This is a genomic window from Streptomyces sp. NPDC003284, from assembly GCF_053589675.1.
The window spans coordinates 20982-45519 of sequence record NZ_JBSFSI010000017.1; the positions used below are offsets into that span (position 1 = coordinate 20982).

General features: G+C 73.5%; 22 protein-coding genes. 9 read left to right on the forward strand and 13 right to left on the reverse strand.

What is annotated here, in order from left to right:
- Positions 1-94 precede the first annotated feature (94 nt).
- The 4 genes from ACWDYF_RS28805 to ACWDYF_RS28820 all read right to left on the reverse strand — a co-directional run bounded on the left by ACWDYF_RS28805 (position 95) and on the right by ACWDYF_RS28820 (position 3287).
- The gene (locus ACWDYF_RS28805) at positions 95-1123 is read right to left on the reverse strand and encodes an asparaginase (RefSeq protein WP_381738088.1); all 1029 of its coding nucleotides are present in this window, start codon (positions 1121-1123) and stop codon (positions 95-97) included.
- Between the two features lie 46 nt (positions 1124-1169).
- A complete protein-coding gene (locus ACWDYF_RS28810; RefSeq protein WP_381738086.1) occupies positions 1170-1889 on the reverse strand; it encodes a FadR/GntR family transcriptional regulator in 720 nt (239 codons plus the stop codon).
- Positions 1890-1960: 71 nt separating this feature from the next.
- Positions 1961-2797 carry an undecaprenyl-diphosphate phosphatase gene (locus ACWDYF_RS28815; protein WP_018570861.1) on the reverse strand — a complete coding sequence of 279 codons (837 nt, stop codon included), beginning with the start codon at positions 2795-2797 and terminating at the stop codon, positions 1961-1963.
- Between the two features lie 235 nt (positions 2798-3032).
- On the reverse strand, positions 3033-3287 hold the full coding sequence (locus tag ACWDYF_RS28820) for an ArsR family transcriptional regulator (protein WP_381738084.1): 255 nt from the start codon (positions 3285-3287) through the stop codon (positions 3033-3035).
- A gap of 356 nt (positions 3288-3643) precedes the next feature.
- On the opposite strand from ACWDYF_RS28820, the gene ACWDYF_RS28825 reads away from it, so the two are divergent.
- Positions 3644-3988: a VOC family protein gene (locus tag ACWDYF_RS28825; RefSeq protein ID WP_381738082.1), complete on the forward strand. Its 345-nt coding sequence runs from the start codon at positions 3644-3646 to the stop codon at positions 3986-3988.
- A 23-nt stretch (positions 3989-4011) separates the two neighbouring features.
- Here the strand turns inward: ACWDYF_RS28825 and ACWDYF_RS28830 are convergent, their stop codons facing one another.
- The 3 genes from ACWDYF_RS28830 to ACWDYF_RS28840 form a co-directional block, all read right to left on the reverse strand.
- Entirely contained in the window at positions 4012-4416 is a 405-nt protein-coding gene (locus ACWDYF_RS28830) for an SseB family protein (protein ID WP_018570864.1), read from the reverse strand.
- Between the two features lie 319 nt (positions 4417-4735).
- A complete protein-coding gene (gene glpK / locus ACWDYF_RS28835; RefSeq protein ID WP_381738080.1) occupies positions 4736-6253 on the reverse strand; it encodes a glycerol kinase GlpK in 1518 nt (505 codons plus the stop codon).
- Between the two features lie 86 nt (positions 6254-6339).
- Positions 6340-7107, reverse strand: coding sequence for an IclR family transcriptional regulator (locus ACWDYF_RS28840; RefSeq protein WP_389474569.1), 768 nt, complete (start codon positions 7105-7107; stop codon positions 6340-6342).
- 149 nt (positions 7108-7256) lie between these two features.
- Here ACWDYF_RS28840 and ACWDYF_RS28845 point away from each other — a divergent pair, with 149 nt between their 5' ends.
- Positions 7257-7682 (forward strand): ATP-binding protein, encoded by a 426-nt coding sequence (locus tag ACWDYF_RS28845; RefSeq protein ID WP_018570867.1) that lies wholly within the window; start codon positions 7257-7259, stop codon positions 7680-7682.
- A gap of 94 nt (positions 7683-7776) precedes the next feature.
- Here ACWDYF_RS28845 and ACWDYF_RS28850 read toward each other — a convergent pair whose 3' ends face one another.
- Entirely contained in the window at positions 7777-8292 is a 516-nt protein-coding gene (locus ACWDYF_RS28850) for a GNAT family N-acetyltransferase (RefSeq protein ID WP_389474566.1), read from the reverse strand.
- A gap of 167 nt (positions 8293-8459) precedes the next feature.
- Between ACWDYF_RS28850 and ACWDYF_RS28855 the strand changes: the two genes are divergently transcribed.
- Complete coding sequence (locus tag ACWDYF_RS28855) at positions 8460-9266, forward strand: thioesterase family protein (RefSeq protein WP_389474564.1); 807 nt, start codon at positions 8460-8462, stop codon at positions 9264-9266.
- Positions 9267-9302: 36 nt separating this feature from the next.
- Here ACWDYF_RS28855 and ACWDYF_RS28860 read toward each other — a convergent pair whose 3' ends face one another.
- Both ACWDYF_RS28860 and ACWDYF_RS28865 read right to left on the reverse strand, forming a co-directional pair.
- The gene (locus ACWDYF_RS28860) at positions 9303-10088 is read right to left on the reverse strand and encodes a TIGR03943 family putative permease subunit (protein WP_389474562.1); all 786 of its coding nucleotides are present in this window, start codon (positions 10086-10088) and stop codon (positions 9303-9305) included.
- Complete coding sequence (locus tag ACWDYF_RS28865; protein WP_381738072.1) at positions 10085-11119, reverse strand: permease; 1035 nt, start codon at positions 11117-11119, stop codon at positions 10085-10087. The genes ACWDYF_RS28860 and ACWDYF_RS28865 overlap by 4 nt, the downstream gene beginning before the upstream one ends.
- Positions 11120-11405: 286 nt before the next feature.
- Here ACWDYF_RS28865 and ACWDYF_RS28870 point away from each other — a divergent pair, with 286 nt between their 5' ends.
- The gene (locus ACWDYF_RS28870) at positions 11406-11906 is read left to right on the forward strand and encodes a lamin tail domain-containing protein (RefSeq protein ID WP_389474560.1); all 501 of its coding nucleotides are present in this window, start codon (positions 11406-11408) and stop codon (positions 11904-11906) included.
- Positions 11907-11981: 75 nt separating this feature from the next.
- Here the strand turns inward: ACWDYF_RS28870 and ACWDYF_RS28875 are convergent, their stop codons facing one another.
- Positions 11982-12926 (reverse strand): MIP/aquaporin family protein, encoded by a 945-nt coding sequence (locus tag ACWDYF_RS28875; protein ID WP_381738069.1) that lies wholly within the window; start codon positions 12924-12926, stop codon positions 11982-11984.
- Positions 12927-13324: 398 nt separating this feature from the next.
- Between ACWDYF_RS28875 and ACWDYF_RS28880 the strand changes: the two genes are divergently transcribed.
- From ACWDYF_RS28880 to sbnA, 5 genes are read left to right on the forward strand one after another with little or no spacing between them, the layout of a single operon-like run.
- On the forward strand, positions 13325-15871 hold the full coding sequence (locus ACWDYF_RS28880; RefSeq protein ID WP_389471549.1) for a Pls/PosA family non-ribosomal peptide synthetase: 2547 nt from the start codon (positions 13325-13327) through the stop codon (positions 15869-15871).
- Positions 15872-15885: 14 nt separating this feature from the next.
- On the forward strand, positions 15886-19149 hold the full coding sequence (locus ACWDYF_RS28885; protein WP_389471552.1) for a non-ribosomal peptide synthetase: 3264 nt from the start codon (positions 15886-15888) through the stop codon (positions 19147-19149).
- A 32-nt stretch (positions 19150-19181) separates the two neighbouring features.
- Positions 19182-20186 (forward strand): TauD/TfdA family dioxygenase, encoded by a 1005-nt coding sequence (locus ACWDYF_RS28890; protein ID WP_389471555.1) that lies wholly within the window; start codon positions 19182-19184, stop codon positions 20184-20186.
- A complete protein-coding gene (sbnB, locus tag ACWDYF_RS28895) occupies positions 20183-21271 on the forward strand; it encodes a 2,3-diaminopropionate biosynthesis protein SbnB (RefSeq protein ID WP_389471557.1) in 1089 nt (362 codons plus the stop codon). The genes ACWDYF_RS28890 and sbnB overlap by 4 nt, the downstream gene beginning before the upstream one ends.
- A gap of 44 nt (positions 21272-21315) precedes the next feature.
- Entirely contained in the window at positions 21316-22359 is a 1044-nt protein-coding gene (sbnA, locus tag ACWDYF_RS28900) for a 2,3-diaminopropionate biosynthesis protein SbnA (RefSeq protein ID WP_018570878.1), read from the forward strand.
- Between the two features lie 134 nt (positions 22360-22493).
- Here the strand turns inward: sbnA and ACWDYF_RS28905 are convergent, their stop codons facing one another.
- Both ACWDYF_RS28905 and ACWDYF_RS28910 read right to left on the reverse strand, forming a co-directional pair.
- Positions 22494-23255 (reverse strand): response regulator, encoded by a 762-nt coding sequence (locus ACWDYF_RS28905; protein WP_381738060.1) that lies wholly within the window; start codon positions 23253-23255, stop codon positions 22494-22496.
- 3 nt (positions 23256-23258) lie between these two features.
- Positions 23259-24488, reverse strand: a complete 1230-nt coding sequence (locus ACWDYF_RS28910) for a sensor histidine kinase (RefSeq protein ID WP_389471560.1) — start codon at positions 24486-24488, stop codon at positions 23259-23261.
- Positions 24489-24538 lie beyond the last annotated feature (50 nt).

Genomic DNA, 24538 nt, shown 5'->3' on the forward strand with positions numbered 1-24538 from the left:
GGAACCGGCCGGACGACCGCCGCGTTCCGGCGCCCTCGTGCGGCCTCCCCTCTTACCGTCCCCGCAGACCTCCGGCCGGTCCAGCCGGTCCCGGTCAGGCGCAGGCCGTGAGCGGGTCGGGAGCCGGGTCCGGGTCCAGCGCCCGTACGGGGCGCACCCGGCCCACCGGCACACCGCCGCCGAGCAGGGTCTCGCCCGCGAACTCGGTGAGCAGGGCCGGGTCGACACCGGCCCGGACGAGGGCGGTGGCGGCCACCGGTATCCGGGCCCGGTTCGCGCCGTCGGCGATCTTCACGGCGACGGCCCGGCCGTCCGGCAGCGCGGCGACCTGGACCCCCTCGAAACCGTCCTTGGCGAGCAGGCCGGGCACGGCCCGCATCAGCGCGGCCACGTCCCGGCCCGAGCCCGACGCCATCTCGGCGTGCTCGCGCATCGCGTCGGCCACACGCGCCTCGGGGGTGTCCGCGACCGCGGTGGTGATCCGGGCGGCGGCGCGGGCCAGGCCCTCCAGCGAGACCGCGAACAGCGGGGCGCCGCAGCCGTCGACGGTGACCCGGGCGACGCGCTGCCCGGTCAGGTCCTCGACGATCTCGGCGACGGCCTGCTGGAGCGGGTGGGCCGGATCCAGGTAGTCGTCGAGCGACCAGCCGTTGAGGCGGCAGGTGTAGAGCATGGCCGCGTGTTTGCCCGAGCAGTTCTGGGCGAGCCGGGAGGGCAGCCGGCCCTCGCGCACCCAGGCGTCCCGGACGACCGGGTCGAAGGGCAGGTCGGGGACGTTGCGCAGATCGTCCTCGGTGAGTCCGGCCAGTTCCAGGATCCGCCGGGTCCCGGCGAGGTGGCGTTCCTCGCCGGAGTGGCTGGCGGCGGCCAGCGAGAGCAGTTCGCCCTCCAGCGGGAGCCCGGCGCGCACCATGGCGACGGCCTGGACGGGCTTGATCGCCGAACGCGGGTAGAAGGCCGCCCCGGGGTCGCCGAGCTCGAAGGAGACCCGGCCGTGGGCGTCGAGGACGACGACGGAGCCGTGGTGGACGCCCTCGATCACTCCGCCGCGCACGAGGTGGGCGACGGGGACGTGGCGGGGTTCGCGGACGAGGGGTGCCTCGGCGGGGAAGCTGCTGTACATCACTGCCTGGATCACTGGTGGGTGGAGGGCGCGGCCTGCGTGGGGTTCACGCGTCGGCCCCGGTGGGCGTGGGTGCGGAGCGCACGATGTCGGTGAGGGTCGTCTCGACGCGGTCGAGGTGGTGGGACATGGCCCGCACCGCGGCCTCCTCGCTGCCCTCGGCCAGGGCCTCGACCAGGGCGCGGTGCTCGCGGTCGGAGTGCTCGCGGCGCCCGCCCAGTTCGTTGAGGAAGGCCGACTGGCGGGCCAGGGCGTCCCGGATCTCCTCGATGACGCGCCGGAAGACGGGATTGCGGGCGGCCTGCGCGACGGACAGGTGGAACAGGGTGTCCAGCGCGACCCACGCGGTCGTGTCGGTCTCCCGCTCCATGCGCTCCAGCAGGCCGGTCAGGCGCTCGACGTCCTCGGGCGTGCGCCGCCGGGCGGCGTACCCGGCGACGGGGATCTCGATGTGCCGGCGCACCTCCATGAGGTCGCTGGCCGCGTAGTCGCCGAAGGTGGGGTCCTCCACCGAGCGGGCGACGACGAAGGTGCCCCTGCCGGTCCGTGACACGGTCAGACCCATCGTCTGCAAGGCGCGCAGGGCCTCGCGCAGCACGGGCCGGGAGACGCCGAGCGTGCGGCACAGCTCCGCCTCGGAGGGGAGCTTGTCGCCGACGGCGTAGGTGCCGCGCTCGATGGCGCCGCGCAGGTGGGTGAGCACCGCCTCCATGGCGCTGACGCGCCGGGGCACCGACCCACCTGTCTGGCTGTCTGACAGGTTCACCCTGCGATGGTCCGGCGCGCGGTACGGGGCTGTCAAGCCGCCGCCCGCGCACCCGCGCCGCCGCGGACGGCTCAGGCGTTCAGGACGCCCGCGCCCAGCAGGCCGAAGAGGAGCACGCCGATGACGATGCGGTAGAGGACGAAGGCGTTGAAGGAGTGCTTGGCGACGAACTTGAGCAGCCAGGCGATGGAGGCGTAGGCGACGACGAAGGAGACGACCGTGCCGACGGCCAGCGGCGCCGCGCCCACCCCGGCGCCCAGGGCGTCCTTCAGCTCGTAGATCCCGGCGCCGGTCAGCGCGGGGATGCCCAGGAAGAAGGAGAGCCGGGTGGCGGCGACCCGGTCCAGGTCGAGGATGAGCGCGGTGGACATGGTGGCGCCGGAGCGGGAGAAGCCGGGGAAGAGCAGGGCGAGGATCTGGGAGGCGCCGACCAGCATCGCGTCCTTGAAGGAGGTGTCGTCCTCGCCGCGCTTGTGCCGTCCCATCTGGTCGGCGCACCACATCACAGCGCTGCCGGCGATCAGCGAGCCCGCGACCACCCACAGCGAGCCGAGCGGCCCGTCGATCAGCGGCTTGGCGGCCAGACCGACCACGACGATCGGGATGGTCGCGTAGATCACCCACCAGGCGAACTTGTAGTCGTGGTGGTAGCGCTCCTCGCGGTCGGTCAGGCCGCGGAACCAGGCGGAGACGATCCGCACGATGTCCTTGAAGAAGTACACGAGCACGGCGGCGATGGCGCCGACCTGGATGACGGCGGAGAACCCGACGACGGAGCTGTCGTCCACCGGGATGTCCATGAGCCCCTCGGCGATCTTGAGGTGGCCGGTGGAGGACACGGGGAGGAACTCGGTCACCCCCTCGACGACTCCGAGGACGACGGCCTGACCGACGGAGATGGCGCTCATGGGATCCAGTTCTGGGAAAGGGTTGGTCGACAGTGCTGTAGACGCTCGCGCGTCGCAGACACTCTTACTACGCCAAGGTGAAATCCCGGTGACGTACGGCCCCGGAGCTTCCCAAATCGAGCCGTTCGCGCGCGGCGGCGGTGCGGACGGGCCCGCACCGGCCGGAAGAGGCCGGGCCTCACCCTAGCGCCCCGGCCCGCGCGCACCCGTCCGGGACGCCGCGGTCACCAGCCCGTCACCAGCCCGTCTCGAACAGCCGGGCCACCTCGGCGATCCGGGCCTCGTCCCGCCGGTAGTAGGTGCGGCGGCCGGCCCGCCGGGTGCGCAGCAGGCCGAGGTCGGTGAGGAGGGCGAGGTGCGCCTCGGCGGTGCGCCGGGGGACGCCGAGGGCGGCGGCGACCGAGCGCGCGGTCGCCCCGTGCTCCGCCGGGGCCTTCAGCCACTCCAGGACCAGCAGCCGGGTCGCCCGGCCGGCGGGAGTCCGCAGCATCTCCGCCTCCTGTCGGTCGGCCGGTCCCGTCACCGGCGCCTCCCACTGTGGCGCGGGCCCGCCCGCCGCGTCCGGGAGTCGGAGGCCCTTGGCCGGTACCGGCTGGTGCGCGGGGGGTGCGAGGACGGCGCGAGAAGGGGGGCGGGTCGCGCGGACGCGGCGTGCGGGGGCGCGGACGCGCGGACGCGGCGCATACGGCACACGCGGGGCGCGCGCGAGGTGCACAAGGCGTGACGGGTGCGTGTGCGCGCGCCCGGAGCAACCGGTCAGGATCCGAGAAGTCGTGCGCGCTCCCCCGTCCTACGGTGGAACCACCGCCGCACCCGCCGGGTCCGGCCGACACCGAGGAGCACACCATGACCGAAGGACTCAGGACGATCGTCTACCCCGTCAAGGACCTCGACCGGGCCAAGCCGCTGTTCCGCGCGCTGCTGGGGGTCGAGCCGTACGCCGACGAGCCCTACTACGTCGGTTTCAAGGCGGCCGGCCAGGACGTCGGTCTCGATCCGAGCGGCCACGCCAAGGGCATGACGGGTCCGGTGCCGTACTGGCACGTGGACGACATCCGGGAGCGGCTCGCGGCCCTGCTGGCGGCGGGCGGCGAGCTGCTCCAGGACGTGCAGGAGGTGGGCGGCGGCCGGAGCATCGCCTCGGTCAAGGACCCCGACGGCAATCTCGTCGGACTCGTCCAGGACGCGTGAGCGCGGGCCGCCTGGCCCCGGGGTCAGGCCCGGGTGCCCAGCAGGGTGCGCACCCCTTCCGAGGTGAGCGTCAGACCGTGCGGCGAGCTGGCGTCTATGGTGAGCGACAGGTCGTCGGCGGGCCACTGGGACGCGAGGGCGCCCAGGGGCACCAGCCGGTAGCGGGAGATGAAGGGCAGCAGCTCGGACATCTCCAGTTCCGAGGTGAACACCGGGACCACGGGCACCCCGCCCGGCTGTTCCAGGACGGGCAGCGCCACCGCCGAGGGATCGGTGGCGTCCTCGTCGCTCACGTCGTCCGGCACGGGAACCAGCACGTCGCTGCCGGCCAGTGTGTCCAGTGCCCCGGTGTCCTCGGCGTTCTCGGCGAGCACGTCCAGCGCCTGCTGGGCGGGCGTGGCGGTGTTGTCGTTCGCGGGTGTCTCCATGGCGGGTCCCCTGGTCGCGGCGGTGATCGGTCGTGGGGGCCGGCGGGGCGCGGCGGCCCCGGCACGGTTCTGCTCGCGTACCCGACCACATCCCGCGCAACCGTCCCGCCCCGCCCTTCTCACCTCCGGTCCGCACGGCCTCACCTCCGGTCCGCACGGCGGCTCCCGCACGGCACGCAGGAGGGCTCTCCGCGAGCTGTGGCGCGGAGAGCCCGAGGGGGCTCACTTCCGAACCCCGGAGCCTCCGGGTAACCACGCGCGGCGTGCCGATGCGCCGTGCTTCCGGCGGGGACCGGTTCCGGCGGGCGGGCCGGGCGGGTCAGCGGGTGTCGCCGCGGGGGCGGACCCAGTCGAGGGACCGCTCGACGGCCCGCTGCCAGCTCTCGTACTCAAAGGCGCGCCGCTCGGGGTCCATGGCCGGCAGCCACTGACCGGCCCGGTGCCAGTTGTCGCGCAGGACCTCCAGGTCGGACCAGTAGCCGACGGCGAGCCCGGCGGCGTAGGCGGCGCCGAGCGAGACCGTCTCGGCCACCAGGGGCCGCACCACCGGCACGTCGAGCACATCGGCGAGCAGCTGCATCAGCAGATGGTCGGAGGTCATGCCGCCGTCCACCTTGAGCCGGCGCAGCGCGAGCCCGGAGTCGGCGTTCATGGCGTCGACGACCTCCCGGGTCTGCCAGGCGGTCGCCTCCAGCACGGCGCGGGCCAGATGGCCCTTGGTGATGTACGACGTGAGGCCGACGACGACTCCCCGGGCGTCGCTGCGCCAGTGGGGCGCGAACAGGCCGGAGAACGCGGGGACGATGTAGCAGCCGCCGTTGTCCTCCACCGTGCGGGCCAGCGTCTCGATCTCGGGGGCGCTGCCGATCAGGCCGAGCCGGTCGCGGAACCACTGCACCAGGGAGCCGGTGACGGCCATGGGCCCTTCGAGGGCGTAGACGGTGGGCTCGCCCGCGATCTTGTAGGCGACGGTGGTGAGCAGGCCGTGGCGGGAGCGGACCAGGTCGGTGCCGGTGTTCATGAGCAGGAAGCTGCCGGTGCCGTAGGTGCACTTGGCCTCGCCGGGCGAGAAGCAGGTCTGGCCGAACAGGGCGGCCTGCTGGTCGCCGAGCGCGGCGGTGATGCGGACGCCGGGGAGCAGCGCGCGGGCCTCGCCGTAGCTCTCGGCGGAGGAGCGGATCTCGGGCAGCAGGGCGCGCGGGACGCCGAAGAAGTCGAGCAGTTCCGGGTCCCAGGTCAGGGTGCGGATGTTGACGAGCATGGTGCGCCCGGCGTTGGTGGGGTCGGTGATGTGCAGGCCGCCGTCGGTGCCGCCGGTGAGGTTCCAGATCAGCCAGCTCTCCATCGTGCCGAACAGCACCTCGCCGCTGCGGGCGCGCTCCTCCAGGCCCTCCGTGTGGTCGAAGAGCCAGCGGATGCGGGGCGCGGAGAAGTAGGTGGAGGGGGGCAGGCCGCAGCGGTCCAGGAAGAACTCGTCGCCGGGCCGGTCACGGAGCGCGTCGACCAGCGGTGCGGTGCGGGTGTCCTGCCAGACGACGGCCCGGCCCAGCGGCTCCCCGGTCCCGCGGTCCCACAGCACCGTCGTCTCCCGCTGGTTGGCGATGCCGATGGCGGCGATCATGCCCGCGTCCGCCCCGGCGCTCTCCAGCGCCTCGGGGACGACGCGCTGGACGTTGCGCCAGATCTCCACGGCGTCGTGCTCGACCCAGCCGGGCCGGGGGAAGTACTGCTGGTGCTCCCGCTGGGCGACGGCGCACAGCCGGCCGCGGCGGTCGAACAGGATGCACCGTGTGGACGTGGTGCCCTGGTCGATGGACATCACATACCGGTCAACCATGGTCGGGCCTGCCTTCCGATGCGTCGCGCGGGTGCGGGTCCTGCCGGGCTGTCTGCGGCGGCCTCGCACGGGAGACCTGCCCGGATCTACCAGCGGGCCGCCCCCAGGTCCCGGGAGATCGCCCGCGCGGCCTCCCGGAGCAGGGCGACCAGCGCGGGCTGCGGTGTGCCCCTGGGGTCGCAGATCCGTTCGACCGGGCCGGAGAGGCAGACGGCGCCCACCACGAGGCCGCCGTGCCCGCGGATGGGCGCGGCGATCCCGGCGTCCCCCATGGCCATCTCCTGCACCTCGGCCCCCCAGCCGACCTCGCGGATCGCGGCGAGCGCCCGGTCCAGATCCGCGCGGTCCACGAGGGTGTGCCGGGTGTAGGCGGCCAGTCCGTCCGCGGGCGGCGGGCCGAGGGTGGCCGCGCCGTAGGCCAGCAGGACCTTGCCCAGCGAGGAGGCGTGCAGCGGCAGCAGCGCGCCCACGTCCAGGGTCTGGAGGGTGTCGTCGGGCCGGAACACATGGTGGATGATCAGGACCTGGCCCTCCAGCGGGGTGCCCAGCCGGACCGCCTCGCCGCTGCGGGCGGCCAGCGCGTCGGCCCAGTTGATGGCGCGCGAGCGGAGTTCGTTGACGTCGAGGTAACTGGTACCCAGATGCAGCAGTGCCGCCCCGAGCTGGTATTTTCCGGTGGTCTCGTCCTGCTCGACGAAGTCCACGTGCTGAAGGGTGCGCAGGATGCCGTGAGCGGTTCCCTTGGCCAGCCCGAGGGAGGACGCCACTTCGCCGAGCCCCAGCCTGCGGGGCCCGCCGGCGAGGAGGCGCAGGATCGCCGCGGCTCGTTCGATCGACTGGACGGGTCCGGCCATGGGGCGATATTAGTCCTGTTTGCCCCGCTCAGGACTGTCGTTCGGCAATGCCGACCGCTGTTCATTGACCTGCGGGGCATTCGTTCCTTAGCGTGACATGTCGCGTCGGGTCGGATCGAGGCCCGGGGCAGGTCCGAGGAGGAGGGCACATGACCGTAGCGCAGCTCGACGCAGCGCCCCACGGGGAAGTCGACCACGCCTTCCCCCTGCTGCACACACCCGGTGCCGTGTCGGCGGTACGCCGCCGTGTGCACCGGCTGCTGGGCGGCTGGAACCTGCCCGCCGAGGCCGCCGACGATGTGCTCCTGGTCGTGTCGGAGCTGGTCACCAACGCGCTCGTGCACGCCAGGCCGCCCGCGACGCTGCGGCTGTGGCGCGTCCCGGTCGACGGCCACGGCGCCGTCCACGTCGAGGTGAGCGACCTCGGCCCGGCGGCGCCGCCCACCCCCGGCGCGGCGCCCGACCCCGACGAGCACGGCCGCGGTCTCGGCATCGTCACCGCGCTCTCCGCCCGCTGCGGCGTCCGGGCCGACCGGACCGGGACCAGCCGCTGGGCCGAGGTCCTCGCCGGCTGAGGTCCGCCCGGCCCGGGACCCACTCGGTCCTGGACCCGCGCGCCTCCGGATCCGCACCGCCCGCCCCCCGTGCCCGGGACGGGCCCGTCCCGGGTCAGCCGGCCGTCAGGTCGGTGCGCGGGTCGATCACCCAGTGGTTGCCGCGCAGCACCCGGCCCGCGAACGGCACGTCGCACGCGCCGAGCAGCCGGAAGCCGAGGGAACGGCAGATGCCGTTCGAGGGCGCGTTGTCCGTCGCGGGGAACGCGTGCACCGCACCCCAGCGGTCCTCGTCGCGCGCCCGTTCGAGCAGCAGCCGGGCCGCGCGCCCGCCCAGGCCGCGCCCCTGGAACTCGGGCAGCACCATCCAGCCGATCTCGGAGACCGGGCCGTCCCCCGTGTCGTGGGACCAGATCGTCACCGACCCGGCGACCGCCTCCGGGCCCCGGGAGCCGGGGACGATCATCTTGATCCACGCGGTGTCCGCCGCCGCCTCCGCGGCGTCCCGGCGCACCTTGTCCGCCATACCGGCGGCCGGCAGCGGTCCGCCGAGCCCGGCCGTCATCTCCGGGTCGCACCGCATACGGAGGTACGCGCCGACGTCGTCCTCCGTCACATCGCGCAGGTACACGGAGTCCTCCCCGGTGGTGGCCGTAGCGGGGCACCCTGCCGCAGGGCGGGTACCGCCGTCCGTGTCATGCTGCCCCGTGTCCGTCCCGCGCGCACCCGGTTCCCGGTACGGGGCCGGCCGGCGCGGCGCGGAGCGAGAGCGAGGCACAGACCGAGGGAAGGCGTCCGTTGAACACCGGCAGCACGGCACCCGACAGCTACTACGTCCGCACCGACGAGCACCGTTTCAAGCCGACCGCCCACGCGAGCGGGGCCTGGGACGAGACGGAGCTGCACTTCAGTCCGCTCGGGGGCCTCGTGGTGCACGCGATCGAGGGGTATCTGGCGGGCCGGGGGCCGGGCGGACTGCTGCTGTCGCGGATCAGCTACGACATCCTGGGCCGGCTGGCCCTGGAGGAGTGCGAGATCCGGGTGGAGACCGTCCGGCCGGGGCGGACCATCGAGCTGCTGGAGGCCGTGGTGCGTGTCGCCGGGCGCCCGGTGGTCCGGGCGCGGGCCTGGCTGCTCGCGCCGCAGGACACCACGGGCGTCGAGGGCGGCGCCGACGACCGGCTCACCCCGCCCGAGCGGCTCGCCCCGTGGCCGATGGCCGACCACTGGCCCGGCGGCTACATCGCCTCCCTCGACGTCCGCCCGCTCGCCCCGCCGCGGCCGGGCCGCGCCACCGCCTGGGTCTCCACCCCGCTCGCCCTGGTGGCCGCCGAGCCCAGCTCCCCGCTCGCCTCCTACCTGGCCCTGGTCGACACGGCGAACGGCATCGCCGTACGGGAGTCGCCCAAGGAGTGGATCTTCCCCAACGTCGATCTGACCGTGCATCTGCACCGCCGTCCCGAGGGCCGCTGGACCGGTCTGGACACCACCGTCGTCTTCGGTCCCACGGGCCAGGGCGTCACCAGCACGGTCCTGCACGACGTGCACGGGCCGGTCGGGCACGCCCAGCAGATCCTGACCGTGCGGCCGGTGCCGGGCGCCTGACCACGGGTTCCCCTGGGCCGCGGCCCTGCCCGTCCGTCAGCGCGACGGCACGAGCGGCAGGTCGTCCGTGTAGCCGTTGACCGGGCGGTCGATCGTCCGGACCGCGCGGGCGTCGAGCGCGGCCGCGGCCGACGCGGTGCCCAGGGTGCCGCCCGGGTGCCAGGTGCCGGTCACCGAGACCCAGGTGTTCGCGGGCGGCGCGGCCCCCTGGACGCGTACCTTCACGGACTGGGCGTCCGCCGCGCAGCAGTTCAGGATGATCCGGGTGAGGTACCAGCTGTCCCGGTGTCCCTTGTCCGGCGTGACGAACCCGGTCAGCAGGACCGTACGGCCGCGGACGGCCTGGGTACGGTCCTGCTGCACCCGGCGGGTGAAGTCGCTGAGCGTCAGCGGGAGCGGTGAGGTCGCGGGCAGCGGGTCGAAGCTGCTCTGCCGGTCGACGGCCCGGGGCGCCTCGCGGGAGGCGGTGTACGCGCCGAGGGCGGGCGGGGCCCAGAAGAGCAGGCTCAGGGCGGGCAGGAACAGCAGCCAGGCGACGCGCGGCGCCCGGGAGTGGTCGTGCCCGTGCCCGCTCCCGGCCCCGTGCTCGGGCTCATGCTCGTGCTCGTGCTCGTCGTGCGTCGCCCCGTCGTCATGTCCCTTACGCCGCTTCGACGGCCACGCCTCCGCGACGCCCAGCAGGAGCAGCAGCACCCCGGAGGCGATCAGCAGGGGCCGCATGCCCTCCTTCACATAGCGCAGGAAGAGGTCGGTGAAGAGCGAGGCGTGCAGCAGGCCGAGTCCGCTGAGGACGAGCAGGGCCACCTGGAACGGGCGTTTCACAGCAGGAATCCTCCGACGAGCGTGCTGCACACGACGGCGACGACGGCGGTCGCGGTGGAGAAGCGCGCCGCGAACGCCTTTCCGAAGGTGCCCGCCTGAAGCGCGATCAGCTTGAGGTCGACCATCGGGCCGACCACCATGAACGTCAGCCGGGCCAGCGGCGAGAAGCCGGTGAGCGAGGCCGCGACGAACGCGTCGGCCTCCGAGCAGACCGCGAGCAGCACGGCGAGCCCGGCGAGGAACAGCACCGAGAGCCAGGGCGAGCCGGAGAACGTGTCGAGCACGGTGCGCGGCACCGCCACGTTGAAGGTGGCCGCGGCCATGGCGCCGAGCACCAGGAAGCCGCCCGCGTGCAGGAAGTCGTGCTGGAAGCCGCGCCGGAACTCCGTCCAGCGGCTGTGTCCCGGCCGGTGGCCGGTGTGCCGGGCCGTCGGCCGCAGCCACTCCTCGCGGCCCAGGAAGAGCCAGAGCCAGCCCATCGCGGCGGCGGTGACCAGGGAGGCGACCAGCCGGGCCAGCACCATGGCGGGGTTGCCGGGGAAGGCGATCGCGGTGGCGGTCAGCACGACCGGGTTGACCGCCGGGGCGGAGAGCAGAAAGGCGAAGGCGGCGGCCGGGGTCACGCCCCGGCTGATCAGGCTGCCCGCGACCGGCACGGAGGCGCATTCGCAGCCCGGCAGGACGACACCGGCGATCCCGGCCACCGGGACGGCGAGCGCGGGGCGCCGGGGCAGTACGCGGCTGAACACCCGGTCCGGCACGAAGGCGTTGATGGCACCGGACAGGACGGTGCCGAGCAGCAGGAAGGGCGTGGCCTGCACGGTGACGGCGAGGCAGACGGTCCGCCAGGCCTCCAGCGCCTGCCCGTCCGACCAGCGGCCCACGGCGAAGACCACCGCACCGGGCAGGACGGCGGCGCCCAGCAGCAGGAGCGGCCAGGACCGGGGCAGGCCGCGCGCGGCCCGTTCCCCGGCGGCCGGCGGCGCCGGTGGCGCCTGCGCCTCCGCGTCCCGTACGTCTGTGTTCTGCATCCCCGGCTCCGAACCTCGCTGTGTGCGCACGAACATAGCGGGCTCCGGCCCCCGCCCCGGGTGCGGGACGCGCCGGGAGACGGGTCGACGGCGGCCCGGTCGTCCGTGCGGCGAGGCCGGGCCGCAGGACGCACTCCCCCGGCGGCGAGGCCGCCGTCACCCGGATCCCACCGACCGCCCCCGGCCCCAGGGGCTACTTCACGGATTCTTCACTCTGCCACCATGACTCCGTCACGCCTTGTGTATGCTCCTGACGCTCCATCCGCATCACCGAGGGGGGAACCTCATGCGCATACGCTCCGTGCTGGCCGTCGCCGCCGCCATGACCGGCACCGTCGCCGCCGTCGTCGTCGCCGCTCCGGCACAGGCCACCGAGTACTCCTCCGCCCTGAAGATCAAGGGCGTCCAGTACGACGCCCCCGGGCGGGACTCCAACAGCTGCACCAAGGGCAACGCCAAGAACGAGTATCTGACGATCAAGAACTACTCCCGCGGCACCCGGGTCAACCTCAAGGGATACGTCGTCAAGGACGCGTCCGGCAACCGGTTCCGGTTCTCCGCCGACCACTACCTGGAGCCCGGGGACTACGTGACGCTGCGCGGCGGCAAGGGCACCGAGTCCGACGCCAAGAACGTGGCCTACCGCCAGAACTGCAACTTCATCTGGAACAACGACAAGGACACCATCTACCTGTACCTGCCCTCCGGCGCGCGGGCCGACGTGCACGCGTACACCAAGGCGCGCGACGACCGCGACGGCAACGGGTACATCACCTACCACGGCTGACCCGGGCCCGCGGCCCGGCGCAGGCGCGGCGTCCGCGGCGGTCCGGCCGCCGCGGACGCCGCGCCGCGCGCCCGGCTACTCCTCGTCCGAGGCGGAACCCCGGGTGCGGCCGACCTCGGGGAGTTCGTCCTGCTGGGCGCGGATGTGCAGGATGTCGCCGATGAAGAGGTCGTAGACGAGGACGCCCACCACGCCGCCGACCAGCGGCCCGACGATGGGCACCCACCAGTAGGCGCTGTACGAGCCCGGTTCGGTGCCCGGCAGCGCCAGGTCTCCCCACCCGGCGAAGAACGTGAACAGCCGGGGCCCGAAGTCGCGGGCCGGGTTGATGGCGTAGCCGGCGTTGGCCCCGTAGGACATGCCGACCGCCGCCACGGCGAAGCCGATCACGAGCGGGCCGAGGTTCGCCTTCACCGCGGTGTTGCGCAGGTCGACGATGGCCACGATCAGCATGACCAGCAGCGACGTGCCGACGATCTGGTCCACCAGCGGCCCCCAGTAGCCGCCGTGGAAGTAGGGCGCCGGGAACGTGCCGAAGATGGAGAAGGACGCGACGGTGTGCCCGTGCGTCTTCGGCCCCTTCATGGCCTGGTCGAAGGTGTTGATGGCGTCGTGGTAGACCGCGTACACCAGGGCGGCGCCGACGAAGGCGCCCACCACCTGCGAGAGCCAGTACGGCAGCACCTTGGACCAGGGGAACTTCCGCCGGACCGCGAACGCCAGCGTCACCGCCGGGTTGAGGTGGGCGCCGCTGACCCCGCCCGCCACGTACACGCCGAAGACCACGGCGAACGCCCACCCCCAGGTGATGAGGAGCCAGTCGCCCGCGCTCAGGAAGAAGGTCGTGGGCCCCTCGGTGCGGCCGGAGCCGGGCAGCGCGGCGACCGCCATCGCGACCACACCGCAGCCGAAGGCGATGAGCACCAGCGTCCCCAGGAACTCCGCCAGGCACTCACCCCACAGGCCCCCGCGGCGCCTCAGGCGGGAGGGCGCGACCAGGGGCGGGATCTCTACGGCCATATCGGCCCCCTCGACGAACGGTCCGGCACGGTCCAGCAGCGGGCCCGACCGCGCTGCTGCCCGGTCACGGCCCCGCGTCTCCGCTCAGTCTGCGCGTCCGCACCCCCGGGGGCCACTCGACTTCCGGCGTGGCGCACGGCCCCGGCGTCCGCCACCGTCCCGGAGACCCAGCGCCGCCCCCATACGGGTGATCCTTTCGGTGCCCCACGGCGCGCCTCCGCCGCCTGAACACCGGCGCGTGGGCCGTCGGCCGGGGCATCGGCGCGCCGGATCCGAGTGGCAGGCCCGCGCCCACCGCACAAGACTGATCCATGGTTTCGTGATCAGGCGAAAACGCACGGTCTCGGGGACCGGCCACCCCTGGCCGATGGTTTTCGACCTTTCCTCAGGGAGCTCGCATGGTGGAGAAGTCTGCCGACATTCTGGTGCCCGGTCCTGACGAATCCGCGCTCACCCGGCACGGAAAAGCAGAACCGGTCACCGCAGAAACCGCAGACACCGAAAGGGAACTCGCGGGCATCCTCGCGGACGTCGTGCACGCCGACCGAATACACGCCGAGAGCCACTTCTTCACCGACCTCGGCGCCAACTCGCTCGTCATGGCGCAGTTCTGCGCGCGGGTGCGGAAACACCCTCAGCTGCCGTCGGTGTCCATGAAGGACATCTACCGGCACCCCACCCTCCGCGAACTGGCCGCCGCGCTGGTCGCGGCGGCGCCCGCGCCCACCGCCACGACGGCGCCGGGCCCGGACCCGTCGTCCGCCGCCCCGGCCGCGCATCCCGCGCCCGCCGTGCCCGCGCCCCCGCGCGCACCGGGTCCCGCGCTGTGCGGCACACTCCAGACACTGATATTCCTCGGCTATTCCTTCGTCATCGGCATGGTCACCGCCCAGGCCTACGAATGGGTGGCCGCCGCTTCGGGCCTCGCCCACATCTATCTGCGGTCGTTCCTGTGCGGCACGATCGGATTCCTCGCCCTGTGCGCCTTCCCCGTCCTGGTCAAATGGGTTCTCGTCGGCCGGTGGAAACCACAGGAGTTCCCGGTCTGGAGCATGGCGTACCTGCGTTTCTGGCTCGTCAAATCACTGCTCCACGCCAATCCGATGGTGCTCTTCGTCGGCAATCCGCTGTACGTCATGTATCTGCGGGCGCTCGGCGCGCGCATCGGGAAGGACGTCACGATCCTCTCCCGGTCCGTGCCGGTCTGCACCGACCTGCTCACCGTCGGCGCCGGCACGGTGATCCGCAACGACGCCGTCTTCCTCGGCTACCGGGCGCACGCGGGCCGCATCCGCACCGGCAGCGTCACCCTGGGCCGGGACGTCTTCGTCGGCGAGAAGACCGTGCTCGACATCGACACGGTCATGGGCGACGGCTCCCAGCTCGGCCACGCCTCCGCGCTCTACCCGGGCCAGCACGTCCCGGCCGGGGAGCGGCGGCACGGCTCCCCGGCCCAGCCGACCGACGTCGACCACATACGCGTCCCGCCCGCCCGCTGCGGCACCCTGCGCCGGGCCGGGTTCGCGGCCACCACCCTGCTCCAGCTCTTCCTGCTCTATCTGCCGCTCGCGGTGGGCGGCGTCTACATGCTCTTCGCCGAGGTGCCGGTGCTCAGCAAGCGCCTGGCCGCGGAGACCCGGGGCACGACGGCCGGGGAGATCGTCGCCGACACCCTGCTCGTGTCCACGGTGCTGTACTGCGGCGGCATCGTCCTGGGCGTGCTCGCCCTGTGCACCGTGCCGCGGCTGCTGCGCCGGCTGGTCCGACCGGACCGGGTCTACCCGCTCTACGGCTTCCACTACGCGGCGCACCGGATGATGGCGACCTTCACCAACATCAGGTTCTTCACCTGGCTGTTCGGGGACAGCTCCTACATCGTCCCCTATCTGCGCGGCATCGGGTACGACCTCTCCCGGGTGGAGCAGACCGGCTCGAACTTCGGCACCGAGGTGCAGCACCAGTCGCCGTTCCTGGTGTCCGTGGGCAGCGGCACGATGGTCGCCGACGGCCTGTCCGTGCTCAACGCCGACTACTCCAGCACGTCCTTCCGGACCAGCCGGGCCACGATCGGCGCGCACAACTTCCTCGGCAACAACATCGCCTTCCCGGCCGGTGCCCGCACCGGCGACAACTGCCTGCTGGCGACGAAGGTGATGGTCCCGCTCGACGGGGAGGTCCGGGAGGGCGTCGGCCTGCTCGGCTCGCCCTGCTTCGAGATCCCGAGGACGGTGGAGCGCGACGCGCGGTTCGACCATCTGCGCACCGGTGACGCGCTGCACCGCAGCCTCGCCGCCAAGAACCGCTACAACCTGCGCTCCATGGTGCTGCACCTGGTGCTGCGCTGGGTGCAGACGGCGGTGCTCACGGCCGTCGGGCTGGTCTCGGTCGGCCTGTACGGCACGCTGGGCCACCTCGTGATCGGCGCGTACCTGGCGCTCACGCTCCTCGTCACCACCGCGCACAACATCCTGCTGGAGCGCTGCCTGACCCGGTTCCGCCCGCTGCGCCCGCAGCTGTGCTCCATCTACGACCCGTACTTCTGGTGGCACGAGCGGCTGTGGAAGGTCCCGGACCACTATCTGGAGGTGTACAACGGCACCCCCTACAAGGCGCTGATCTGGCGGCTGACCGGGGTGCGCATCGGGCGGCGGGTCTTCGACGACGGCTGCTTCATCACCGAGCGGACGCTCACCGCCATCGGCGACGACTGCACGCTCAACTCCGGCAGCAAGATCCAGTGCCACTCGCAGGAGGACGGCACCTTCAAGTCCGAGCACACCACTCTCGGCGCGGGCGTCACCCTCGGCATCGGCGCCCATGTGCACTACGGCGTGACGCTGGGCGACGGGGCCGTGCTGGCGCCCGACTCCTTCCTGATGAAGGGCGAGGAAGTCCCCGCGCACGCCGAGTGGGGCGGTAACCCCGCCGCGCCGACGGCGAACTGAGGAAGGGTCATTCGATGGGAGCGCTCGTGGCAGCGGACAGGGACTTCTGGACCGAGGTGCTGACCGCCGGTGGGTTCACCGCCGTCCCGCGGTGGGCGCCGCGGCCCCGGCCCGGCACGGCCGGGCACGAGGAGCCGGTGCCGGACCGGGTCGCGCGGGCCGTGCGCGCCCTGGCCGCCGAACTCGGCGTACCGGTCGGCGCGGTGCTGCTGGCCGCCCACGCCAAGGTGCTGGCCGCGCTCAGCGGCGAGCAGGACGTGGTGACCGGACGCGCCACCGGCGCGGGCGAACCGCTCCCCTGCCGGCTGACGGTCGCGCCGCGGACCTGGCGCGGCGTGGTGCGCGCCGCCCGCCGGGTCGAGGCCGACCTGCTGGCCCACCGCGACTTCCCGGTGCACGGGCTGCGCAGCGAACTGGGGCTGACCGGACCGGCGTACGAGGTGGTCTTCGACCCGGAGGACGCCCGGGGCGAGAGCCTGCCCCGGGACGCGGTGCTCGCGGTCGGCTGCGCCGACCGCGCGGGACATATGGTGCTGCGGCTGCGGTACCGCACCGAGGCGCTGGACGCGGCGGCGGCGGCCCGGATCTGCGGCTACCACCTGACCGCGCTGCGGCTGATGGCCGCCGACGCGGACGCCGAGCACGCGCGGCAGAGCCTGCTGCCGGAGGCGGAGGTGCGCGAGCAGCTCGAAGGGTTCGCGGGAGCGGAGCGGGCCCTGCCCGAGGCGCGGGCGCACGAGCTGTTCGAGCAGCGGGTACGGGAGCGGCCCGAGGCCGTGGCCGCCGTGCACGGGGAGGACTCGTGGACGTACGCCGAGCTGAACTCCCGCGCGAACCGGCTGGCGCGGGCGCTGCTGGCCCGCGACCCGGGGCCCGAGGGCGTGGTCGCGGTGGTCACCGAACGCACCCTGGACTGGCTGGCGTCGGTGCTCGCGGTGTTCAAGGCCGGCTGTGTCTATCTGCCCGTCGAGCCGCACTTCCCGGCCGGGCGGATCGCGGCGACGCTGTCCCGGGCCGGCTGCCGGCTCGTGCTGGCCGAGCCGGGCAGCACCGCCACCCTGGACGAGGCCCTGGCCTCGCTGCCGGACCCGGCCGAGAAGCTGCTGCTGCCGGACGCGTACGCGGAGGGCCACGACGACGGCGACCCGGGCCTGGACATCGCGCCCGGCCGGCTGGCGTACATCTACTTCACCTCCGGTTCCACGGGTGAGCCGAAGGGCGCGATGTGCGAGCACGCGGGCATGCTCAACCACCTGTTCGCCAAGATCGACGACCTGGAGATCGGGCCGGACTCGGTGGTGGCGCAGACCGCCCCGCAGTGCTTCGACATCTCGCTGTGGCAGTTGCTGGCCGCGCTGCTGACCGGGGGGCGGACCCTGCTGGTGGAGCAGGAGGCGGTCCTGGACGTCGAGCGGTTCGTCGACACGCTGGAGCGCGGCCGGGTCGCGGTCGTCCAGGTCGTGCCCTCCTATCTGGAGGTGGTGGCGTCCTATCTGGAGCGGCGGCCGCGCGAACTGCCCCGCCTGGCCTATGTGTCGGTGACCGGCGAGGCGCTCAAGCGCGAACTGGTCCAGCGCTGGTTCGCCCTGAAGCCGGGCATCCCGCTGGTCAACGCGTACGGCCTGACCGAGACGTCGGACGACACCAACCACGAGATCCTGCGGGCGGTGCCGGAGCGGGTGCTGCTGGGCCGGCCGGTGCACAACGTGCGGGTCCTCGTCGTCGACGAGCACCTGGCGCCGGTGCCGCTGGGCGCGCCCGGCCTGATCGCCTTCTCCGGGGTGTGCGTGGGCCGCGGCTACGTCAACGATCCCGAGCGCACCCGCGAGGCGTACCGGGAGGACCCGTACCGGCCCGGCGAGCGGCTCTATCTCGCCGGTGACTGGGGTCGCTGGCACCCCGGCGGCACACTGGAGTTCCTCGGCCGCCGGGACAGCCAGGTCAAGATCCGCGGTTTCCGCATCGAGATCGGGGAGATCGAGAACACGCTGCTGCGCGCCCCCGGGGTGCGGGACGGCGCGGTCGTCGTCACCGAACTGCCCGGCCGGGGCACGCATCTGGTCGCCTTCTACAGCGGACAGCCGCTGGCGGCGGCGGAGTTGCGGCACGCGCTCGGGGCCGCGCTGCCCGCGTACATGGTGCCCTCGGCCTTCCACTGGCAGGACGCCCTGCCGCTGACCGCCAACGGCAAGACCGACCGCAAGGCGCTGACCGCGCTGGCCGCGCGGCTGGCCGAGAAGGACACGGCGGACGGCGGACCGAAGGACGCGCCGCGCACCGCCACCGAGCGCCGACTCGCGGACACCTGGGCGCAGTTGCTGGGCCTGCCGCGCGAGCGGATCGGCCGCGGCGACCACTTCTTCGACTCCGGCGGCACCTCGCTGTCGGCGGTGAAGCTGACCATCGCCCTGGACCGGGCCGTGTCCCTCAAGGACATCACCCGCCATCCGGTGCTCGCCGACCTCGCCGCGCTGCTGGACGGCGCCGGGCAGCGGCGCACGGAGCTGCTGCAACCGCTGTCGGCGGCCGGTGACACCGACGCGTGCGCGCTGGTCTGCTTCCCCTACGCGGGCGGCAACGCGGTGAACTTCCGGCCGCTGGCGAGCGCGCTGGCGGGCCGCGGTCCCGCGGTGTACGCGGTCGAGCTGCCCGGCCACGACCTGGCCGCCGCCGACGAGCCGTTCGCCCCGCTGGAGGAGGTCGCCGGGCAGGTGGCGGCGGAGATCCGCGGGCGCGGCACGCGCCGGGTCATGCTGTGGGGCCACTCCTCCGGGGCGGCCCTGGCCGTCGAGACGGCGCGGCTGCTGCACGAGGACGGCACGGTGGAGGTGGTGCGGGTGTTCCTGGGCGCGCAGTTGCCGGGCACCGCCGCCGCCCGCAGGGCCGCCGTCGAGGAGCTGTCCGGGCGGAGCAACGCCGAGATCGCCGCGCACCTGAGCGCGGACGGCGGCTACTCCGAGCTGGGCGAACTCGACGCGGACCACGCCGAGCACATCGGCGCCGCCTACCGGCACGACTGCGTCGCGGCGCACCGCTACTTCGCCGCCGCGCTCGACTCCCCGCGGGCGGCGCGGCTGGCCGTGCCGGTGACCGTGGTCCTCGCCGCCGACGACCCGCACACCGCCGGGCCCGCCGAACGCCACCGGGACTGGATGTTCCTGGCCGACCTGGTCGACCTGCACGAACTCCCCGACGGGGGCCACTACTTCCCGCGCACCCGGCCGGACGCGGCGGCGCGGGCCGTCCTGGGCGCCGCCGAACTGCTGGCGTCCTCCTGATCCCGGCACCAGCCCGACGAAAGGAAACCGAGATGTCGTTCTCGTCCCCGGCGTCACTGCTGGAGGTGGAGTCGCGGCCGGACCGGCCGCCGGTCCTGCGCGTGGAGCCGCCGGCCGACCCGGCCGCCTGGGCGTCCGCGTACCGCGAGGCCGTGCGCGCGCAGGTCACCGAGCACGGCGCGCTCGTGGTGCGGGGCCTGGCGCTCGGGGAACCGGAGCGGGTCCGGGCGGTGTTCACCGCGCTGGCCGGTGAACCCATGGCGGAACGCGAGGCGTTCGCCCCCCGGCAGTCCTACGGGGGCGGGCTGTACTCGTCCACCGCCTGGCCGGACAACCAGCCGATGTGCATGCACCACGAGCTGAGCTACGCGCAGCGGGTCCCCTCGCTGATGCTGTTCGCCTGCCTCGCCGCGCCCGACCGGGGCGGGGCGACCGCGGTGGCGGACGCCGAGGAGGTGCTGCGGGCGCTGCCCGCCGCGCTGACCGAGCGGTTCGAGCGCGAGGGCTGGCTCCTCACCCGCAGCTACAACGACGAGATCGGGGCCTCGCTCGCCGAGTCGTTCGGCACCGAGGACCGCGAGACCGTGGAGAACTACTGCCGCGCCCACGCCATCGAGTTCGAGTGGCGCGACGACGGCTCGCTGCGCACCCGGCAGCGCCGCAGCGCCGTCGTACGGCATCCGGTCACCGGCCGCCGCTGCTGGTTCAACCAGATCGCGTTCCTCAACGAGTGGACACTCGCGCCGGAGGTGCGCGAGTACCTGGTCGACGAGTACGGCGCCGACGGGCTGCCGTTCAACACCCGCTACGGCGACGGAAGTCCGATCGGCGAGGACGTCGTCCAGACGCTCAACGCCGTCTACGAGGAGCACACCCGCCGCGAGCCGTGGCAGGCCGGCGATCTGCTGCTCGTCGACAACATCCGCACCGCGCACAGCCGGGAGCCGTTCACCGGCGAGCGGCAGGTGCTGGTGGCGATGGCCGAGCCGCGGCTGCTGGCCGACGGCGCCCCGACCCCGGAAGGAACACGGCGATGACCTCCGTGACGTCCCCCGCCACCGACTCCCCCACCGCCCGGCCGGGCCGTGTGCCGTCCTTCGCCGTGATCTCCGGCGCCCAGGTGCGGCAGGCACTCCAGGGCCGCGAGCAGGAGATCACGGACCTGGTCGAGGCCACCTACCGGCTGCACGGCGAAGGGCAGACGGTCAACCCGCCGTCGTACTTCCTGCGCTTCCCGGACCGGCCCTCCTCCCGGATCATCGCGCTGCCCGCCTCGGTCGGCGGGCGGGTGCGGGTGGACGGCCTGAAGTGGATCTCCAGCTTCCCGGAGAACGTCGCGGCCGGGGTGCCCCGGGCGTCGGCGGTGCTGATCCTCAACGACCACGACACGGGCTATCCGTTCGCGTGCCTGGAGAGCTCCATCATCAGCGCCACCCGGACGGCGGCCTCGGCGGCGCTGGCCGCGGACCGGCTCACCCGCACCAGGCCCCGGCCCGCCCGGGTCGGTTTCTTCGGCACCGGACTGATCGCCCGGTACATCCACACCTTCCTCGCGGGCACCGGCTGGAGCTTCGACACGGTCGGCGTGTACGACGTGTCGGCCGACAGCGCGGCGGGCTTCTGCGGCTATCTGCGCCAGGCCGCGGCGGACGCGCCGGGCGGGCGGGACGCGCGGATCACCGTGCACGACAGCGCGGAGGAGCTGATCCGCTCCAGCGACCTGGTGGTCTTCGCGACCGTGGCGGGCGAACCGCATGTCACCGACCCGTCCTGGTTCGCGCACCATCCGGTGGTCCTGCATGTGTCGCTGCGCGACCTGGATCCCCGGATCCTGCTGGAGGCGGCCAACTTCGTCGACGACGTCGAGCACTGCCTGAAGGCGGACACCTCGCCGCATCTGGCCGAACAGCTCACCGGTGGGCGGGACTTCCTGGACGGCACGCTCGACGACGTGCTGACCGGCCGGGTGGAGCCGCCGGGCGACCGGACCGTGGTCTTCTCCCCGTTCGGTCTCGGTGTCCTCGACCTCGCCGTCGGCGGTTACGTCCACGACGAGGTGGCTCGGGCCGGGAATCTGCATGTCGTCGACGACTTCTTCCACGAGCTGCGCCGGTACGGCTGATCGCTGATCGTCCCGTCCCCCGGCCCAGGCATCAGGAGGTTAGCGTGCCCGTCATTACCGCTCCCCACGCTTTCAACGAAGGCCAGCTCTACGTCGACCTCCGGCCGATCTTCGGGCGCTCGCTCTTCCTGAAGTGCGAGGGCTTCAACTTCGCGGGCTCGATCAAGCTGAAGGCCGCGGTCGAGATGGTGGAGGCCGCGGAGCAGGACGGGCTGCTGAGCAAGGACTCGGTCCTGATCGAGTCCTCGTCCGGCAACCTGGGTGTCGCGCTCAGCATGATCGCGGCCAGCAAGGGCTACCGGTTCCTGTGCGTCACCGACTCCCGCTGCAATCTGTCGACCAGGCTGCTGATGGAGGCGCTGGGCAGCGAGGTCCATGTCATCGCCGACCTGGACGCCAACGGCGGGTTCCTGGGCGCCCGGATCGACTACGTGCGCGCCCTGTGCGCCTCCGACCAGCGGTACGTGTGGCTCAGCCAGTACACGAACCCCGGCAACTGGGGTGCGCACTACCGCCGTACGGCACCGGAGATCGCCCGTCAGTTCCCGCGGCTGGACGTGCTGTTCGTGGGCGCGGGCACGACCGGGACGCTGATGGGGTGCGCGCGCTACTTCCGCGAGTGGCACCGGCCGGTGCGGATCGTCGCGGTGGACACCGTCGGCTCGGTGGCCTTCGGCGGTGCGCCGGGCCGCCGGATGATCCCCGGTCTCGGCATGAGCATGCGTCCCCCGCTGCTGGACGAGTCCTTCGTCGACGAGGTGATCCGGGTGGAGGAGGCGGACACGATCCGCGCCTGCCACCGGCTGGCCCGGCGCGGGTTCCTGTTCGGCGGCTCCACCGGCACGGTGGTCAGCGGGGCCATGTCCTGGCTGGCCGAGCACGACGAGCGCGACCTGACGGCGGTGGCCATCGCCCCCGACCTCGGCGAACGCTATCTCGACACGATCTACCAGTCGACCTGGCTGGAGGATCTCTACGGCGACCAGGTGCTCGATCCCAAGGCGAAGACCGCCCCCGAGGGGCTGACCACCGCCACCCGCGACGCGGAGCCGGTGCCCCGCACTCCGGACGGGCGCCGCAAGCCGTAGCCCCGGTGCGCGCGGCCCGCGCGGGCCCGGCGGACGACTGCGCCGGGCCCGCGTGGACCGCCCGCTCCGCTCCGTCCTTGTCGGTCCTGTCGGTCCTGTCGGTCCTGTCGGTTCTGCCGGTCCCGTCGGTCCCGTCAGTCCTGTCCCGCCTGCTGCCCGGCCGCGACCAGGCCCGACTCGTAGGCGGCGATGACCGCCTGCGCCCGGTCCCGGACGGCGAGTTTGTCGAAGATGCTGGTGATGTAGTTCTTGACGGTGGAGACGCTGATCTCCAGGGTCTGCGCGATCTCGGTGTTGTCCAGGCCGGTGGCCAGCAGCCGCCAGACCTCCACCTCGCGCGGGGTGAGCGCCGCGGTGCCCTCGGCGGCGGGCCGCTCCCGGCCCTGCGGCGCCGCCCGCCCGGTCCTGACGTAGGCGCGGATGAGCCGGGTCAGCAGCCGGGGCGCGACGACGGCCTCCCCCGTGCGGACGGTGCGGATCGCGGCCACCAGTTCCTCGGGTGAGCTGTCCTTGGGCAGGAAGCCGTACGCGCCGGCGCGCAGGGCGGCGACCACGTACTCGTCCATGTCGAAGGTGCTGAGGGCGAGCACCCGGCACTCGGGCAGGTCCCGGACGAGCCGCTCGGTGGCGGCCACCCCGTCGAGGACGGGCATCCGGATGTCCATGACCACGACGTCGGGGCGGTGCTTCCCGGCCAGCACGAGCGCCTGCTCGCCGTTCTCGGCCTCGGCGACCACGGTGATGTCCGGGGCGGGCCCGAGGATCAGCGCCAGACCGCGGCGCACCAGCGGCTGGTCGTCGGCGATCAGCACCCGCACCGCCCGCTCCCCCGCGTCCCGCGCGGCGTCCTCGGCGGTGCCGCGCACGGCCCCGTCCACGGCGTCGGTCTCGCTCACCCGTCAGCTCTCCTCGTCCGCGCCCGCCGGCGCCTCCAGCGGCAGGCTCGCCGCGACCCGGAAGCCGCCCTCGGGCAGCGGGCCGGACTCCAGTGTGCCGCCGTGCAGGGCGACCCGTTCACGCATGCCGATCAGACCGTATCCGCTGCCGGGACCGGGCGCCGGGGCGGGCTCGGCGGACTCCGCCTCGGCCCGGTCGGTGACGGTCACGCGCACGCTCCCGGGCAGGCAGGTCAGGCGGACCTCCACCGGTACGGCGGGCCCGGCGTGCTTGCGGGCGTTGGTCAGCGCCTCCTGGACGATCCGGTAGAGGGTGAGGCCGACCACCTGGGGCAGCGGCGCCGGATCGCCGTCCACGGTCAGCACGGCGGGCTGCCCGGCCTGCCGGGACTCCTTGATCAGACGGTCCAGGTCGTCGAGGCCGGGCTGCGGCGCCTCCGGGGTGCCGTCGGGGCCGGTCGCGGTGTCCTCGTCGGCCCGCAGCACGTCCAGGAGCTGGCGCATCTCGCGCAGCGCGAGCCGTCCCGACTCCTCCAGGGTGATCAGGGCCTCGCGGACGACACCGGTGTCGTGGTCGAGGTTGGCGCGGGCGCCGCCCGCCATCAGCTGCATGGTGGTGATGCGGTGGGCGACGATGTCGTGCAGCTCCCGGGCGATACGGCGGCGTTCCTCGGCCACCGCCCGGTCGGCGAGCAGGCGCCGGTTGGCCTCCGTCTCGCGCTGCCAGCGGTTGACCACCAGAGCGGCGCCGACGATGAGCACGGCGGCCACACAGGCACTGGTCAGGTTCAGGACGCCGCCCGGGGCGGCGATGCCGGGGGTGAGCAGGGTGATGCCGACGGCCCCGGCGGCCGCGGCGGCCGTCGCCCAGGGGCGGCCGGTGCGGGCGGCCGTGTAGAGGGCGACCGCCAGGGTGGCGCCGAAGTGCTGCTCCATCGGCACCGACAGGTTCAGCGCCGCGCCGAGGACCAGGACGGCCGTCATGACGGTCAGCGGGAACAGCCGCCGCACCAGCAGCGGCAGCGCGGACAGCGTCAGCAGGAGGACGCCGACCCCCGACACCGGTATGCCGGTGAGCTGCGGGAACGCGGTGTATCCGACGATGTCGACGGCGGCGGCGCCGACGGTCAGCAACGCGTCGTTGCGGGTCCACGGCAGGGCGTCGGTGCCCGGCGGGAACAGGCGTCCGCGCAGGCCGCGGCGGTTCGGCGCGATGCTGCGGCGCGTCACCATGGTGGTCCTCTCCGCGCTGCTCCGCGCCGTGGTCGCCCGGTGCCCGCGGG

Bases quoted from the DNA above. Each gene is read 5' to 3' on its own strand.
- ACWDYF_RS28805 (WP_381738088.1), bottom strand. From the start codon at position 1,123: ATGTACAGCAGCTTCCCCGCCGAGGCACCCCTCGTCCGCGAACCCCGC.
- ACWDYF_RS28815 (WP_018570861.1), bottom strand. From the start codon at position 2,797: ATGAGCGCCATCTCCGTCGGTCAGGCCGTCGTCCTCGGAGTCGTCGAG.
- ACWDYF_RS28820 (WP_381738084.1), bottom strand. From the start codon at position 3,287: ATGCTGCGGACTCCCGCCGGCCGGGCGACCCGGCTGCTGGTCCTGGAG.
- ACWDYF_RS28825 (WP_381738082.1), top strand. From the start codon at position 3,644: ATGACCGAAGGACTCAGGACGATCGTCTACCCCGTCAAGGACCTCGAC.
- ACWDYF_RS28830 (WP_018570864.1), bottom strand. From the start codon at position 4,416: ATGGAGACACCCGCGAACGACAACACCGCCACGCCCGCCCAGCAGGCG.
- glpK (WP_381738080.1), bottom strand. From the start codon at position 6,253: ATGGTTGACCGGTATGTGATGTCCATCGACCAGGGCACCACGTCCACA.
- ACWDYF_RS28840 (WP_389474569.1), bottom strand. From the start codon at position 7,107: ATGGCCGGACCCGTCCAGTCGATCGAACGAGCCGCGGCGATCCTGCGC.
- ACWDYF_RS28845 (WP_018570867.1), top strand. From the start codon at position 7,257: ATGACCGTAGCGCAGCTCGACGCAGCGCCCCACGGGGAAGTCGACCAC.
- ACWDYF_RS28865 (WP_381738072.1), bottom strand. From the start codon at position 11,119: ATGCAGAACACAGACGTACGGGACGCGGAGGCGCAGGCGCCACCGGCG.
- ACWDYF_RS28870 (WP_389474560.1), top strand. From the start codon at position 11,406: ATGCGCATACGCTCCGTGCTGGCCGTCGCCGCCGCCATGACCGGCACC.
- ACWDYF_RS28875 (WP_381738069.1), bottom strand. From the start codon at position 12,926: ATGGCCGTAGAGATCCCGCCCCTGGTCGCGCCCTCCCGCCTGAGGCGC.
- ACWDYF_RS28880 (WP_389471549.1), top strand. From the start codon at position 13,325: ATGGTGGAGAAGTCTGCCGACATTCTGGTGCCCGGTCCTGACGAATCC.
- ACWDYF_RS28885 (WP_389471552.1), top strand. From the start codon at position 15,886: ATGGGAGCGCTCGTGGCAGCGGACAGGGACTTCTGGACCGAGGTGCTG.
- ACWDYF_RS28890 (WP_389471555.1), top strand. From the start codon at position 19,182: ATGTCGTTCTCGTCCCCGGCGTCACTGCTGGAGGTGGAGTCGCGGCCG.
- sbnB (WP_389471557.1), top strand. From the start codon at position 20,183: ATGACCTCCGTGACGTCCCCCGCCACCGACTCCCCCACCGCCCGGCCG.
- ACWDYF_RS28910 (WP_389471560.1), bottom strand. From the start codon at position 24,488: ATGGTGACGCGCCGCAGCATCGCGCCGAACCGCCGCGGCCTGCGCGGA.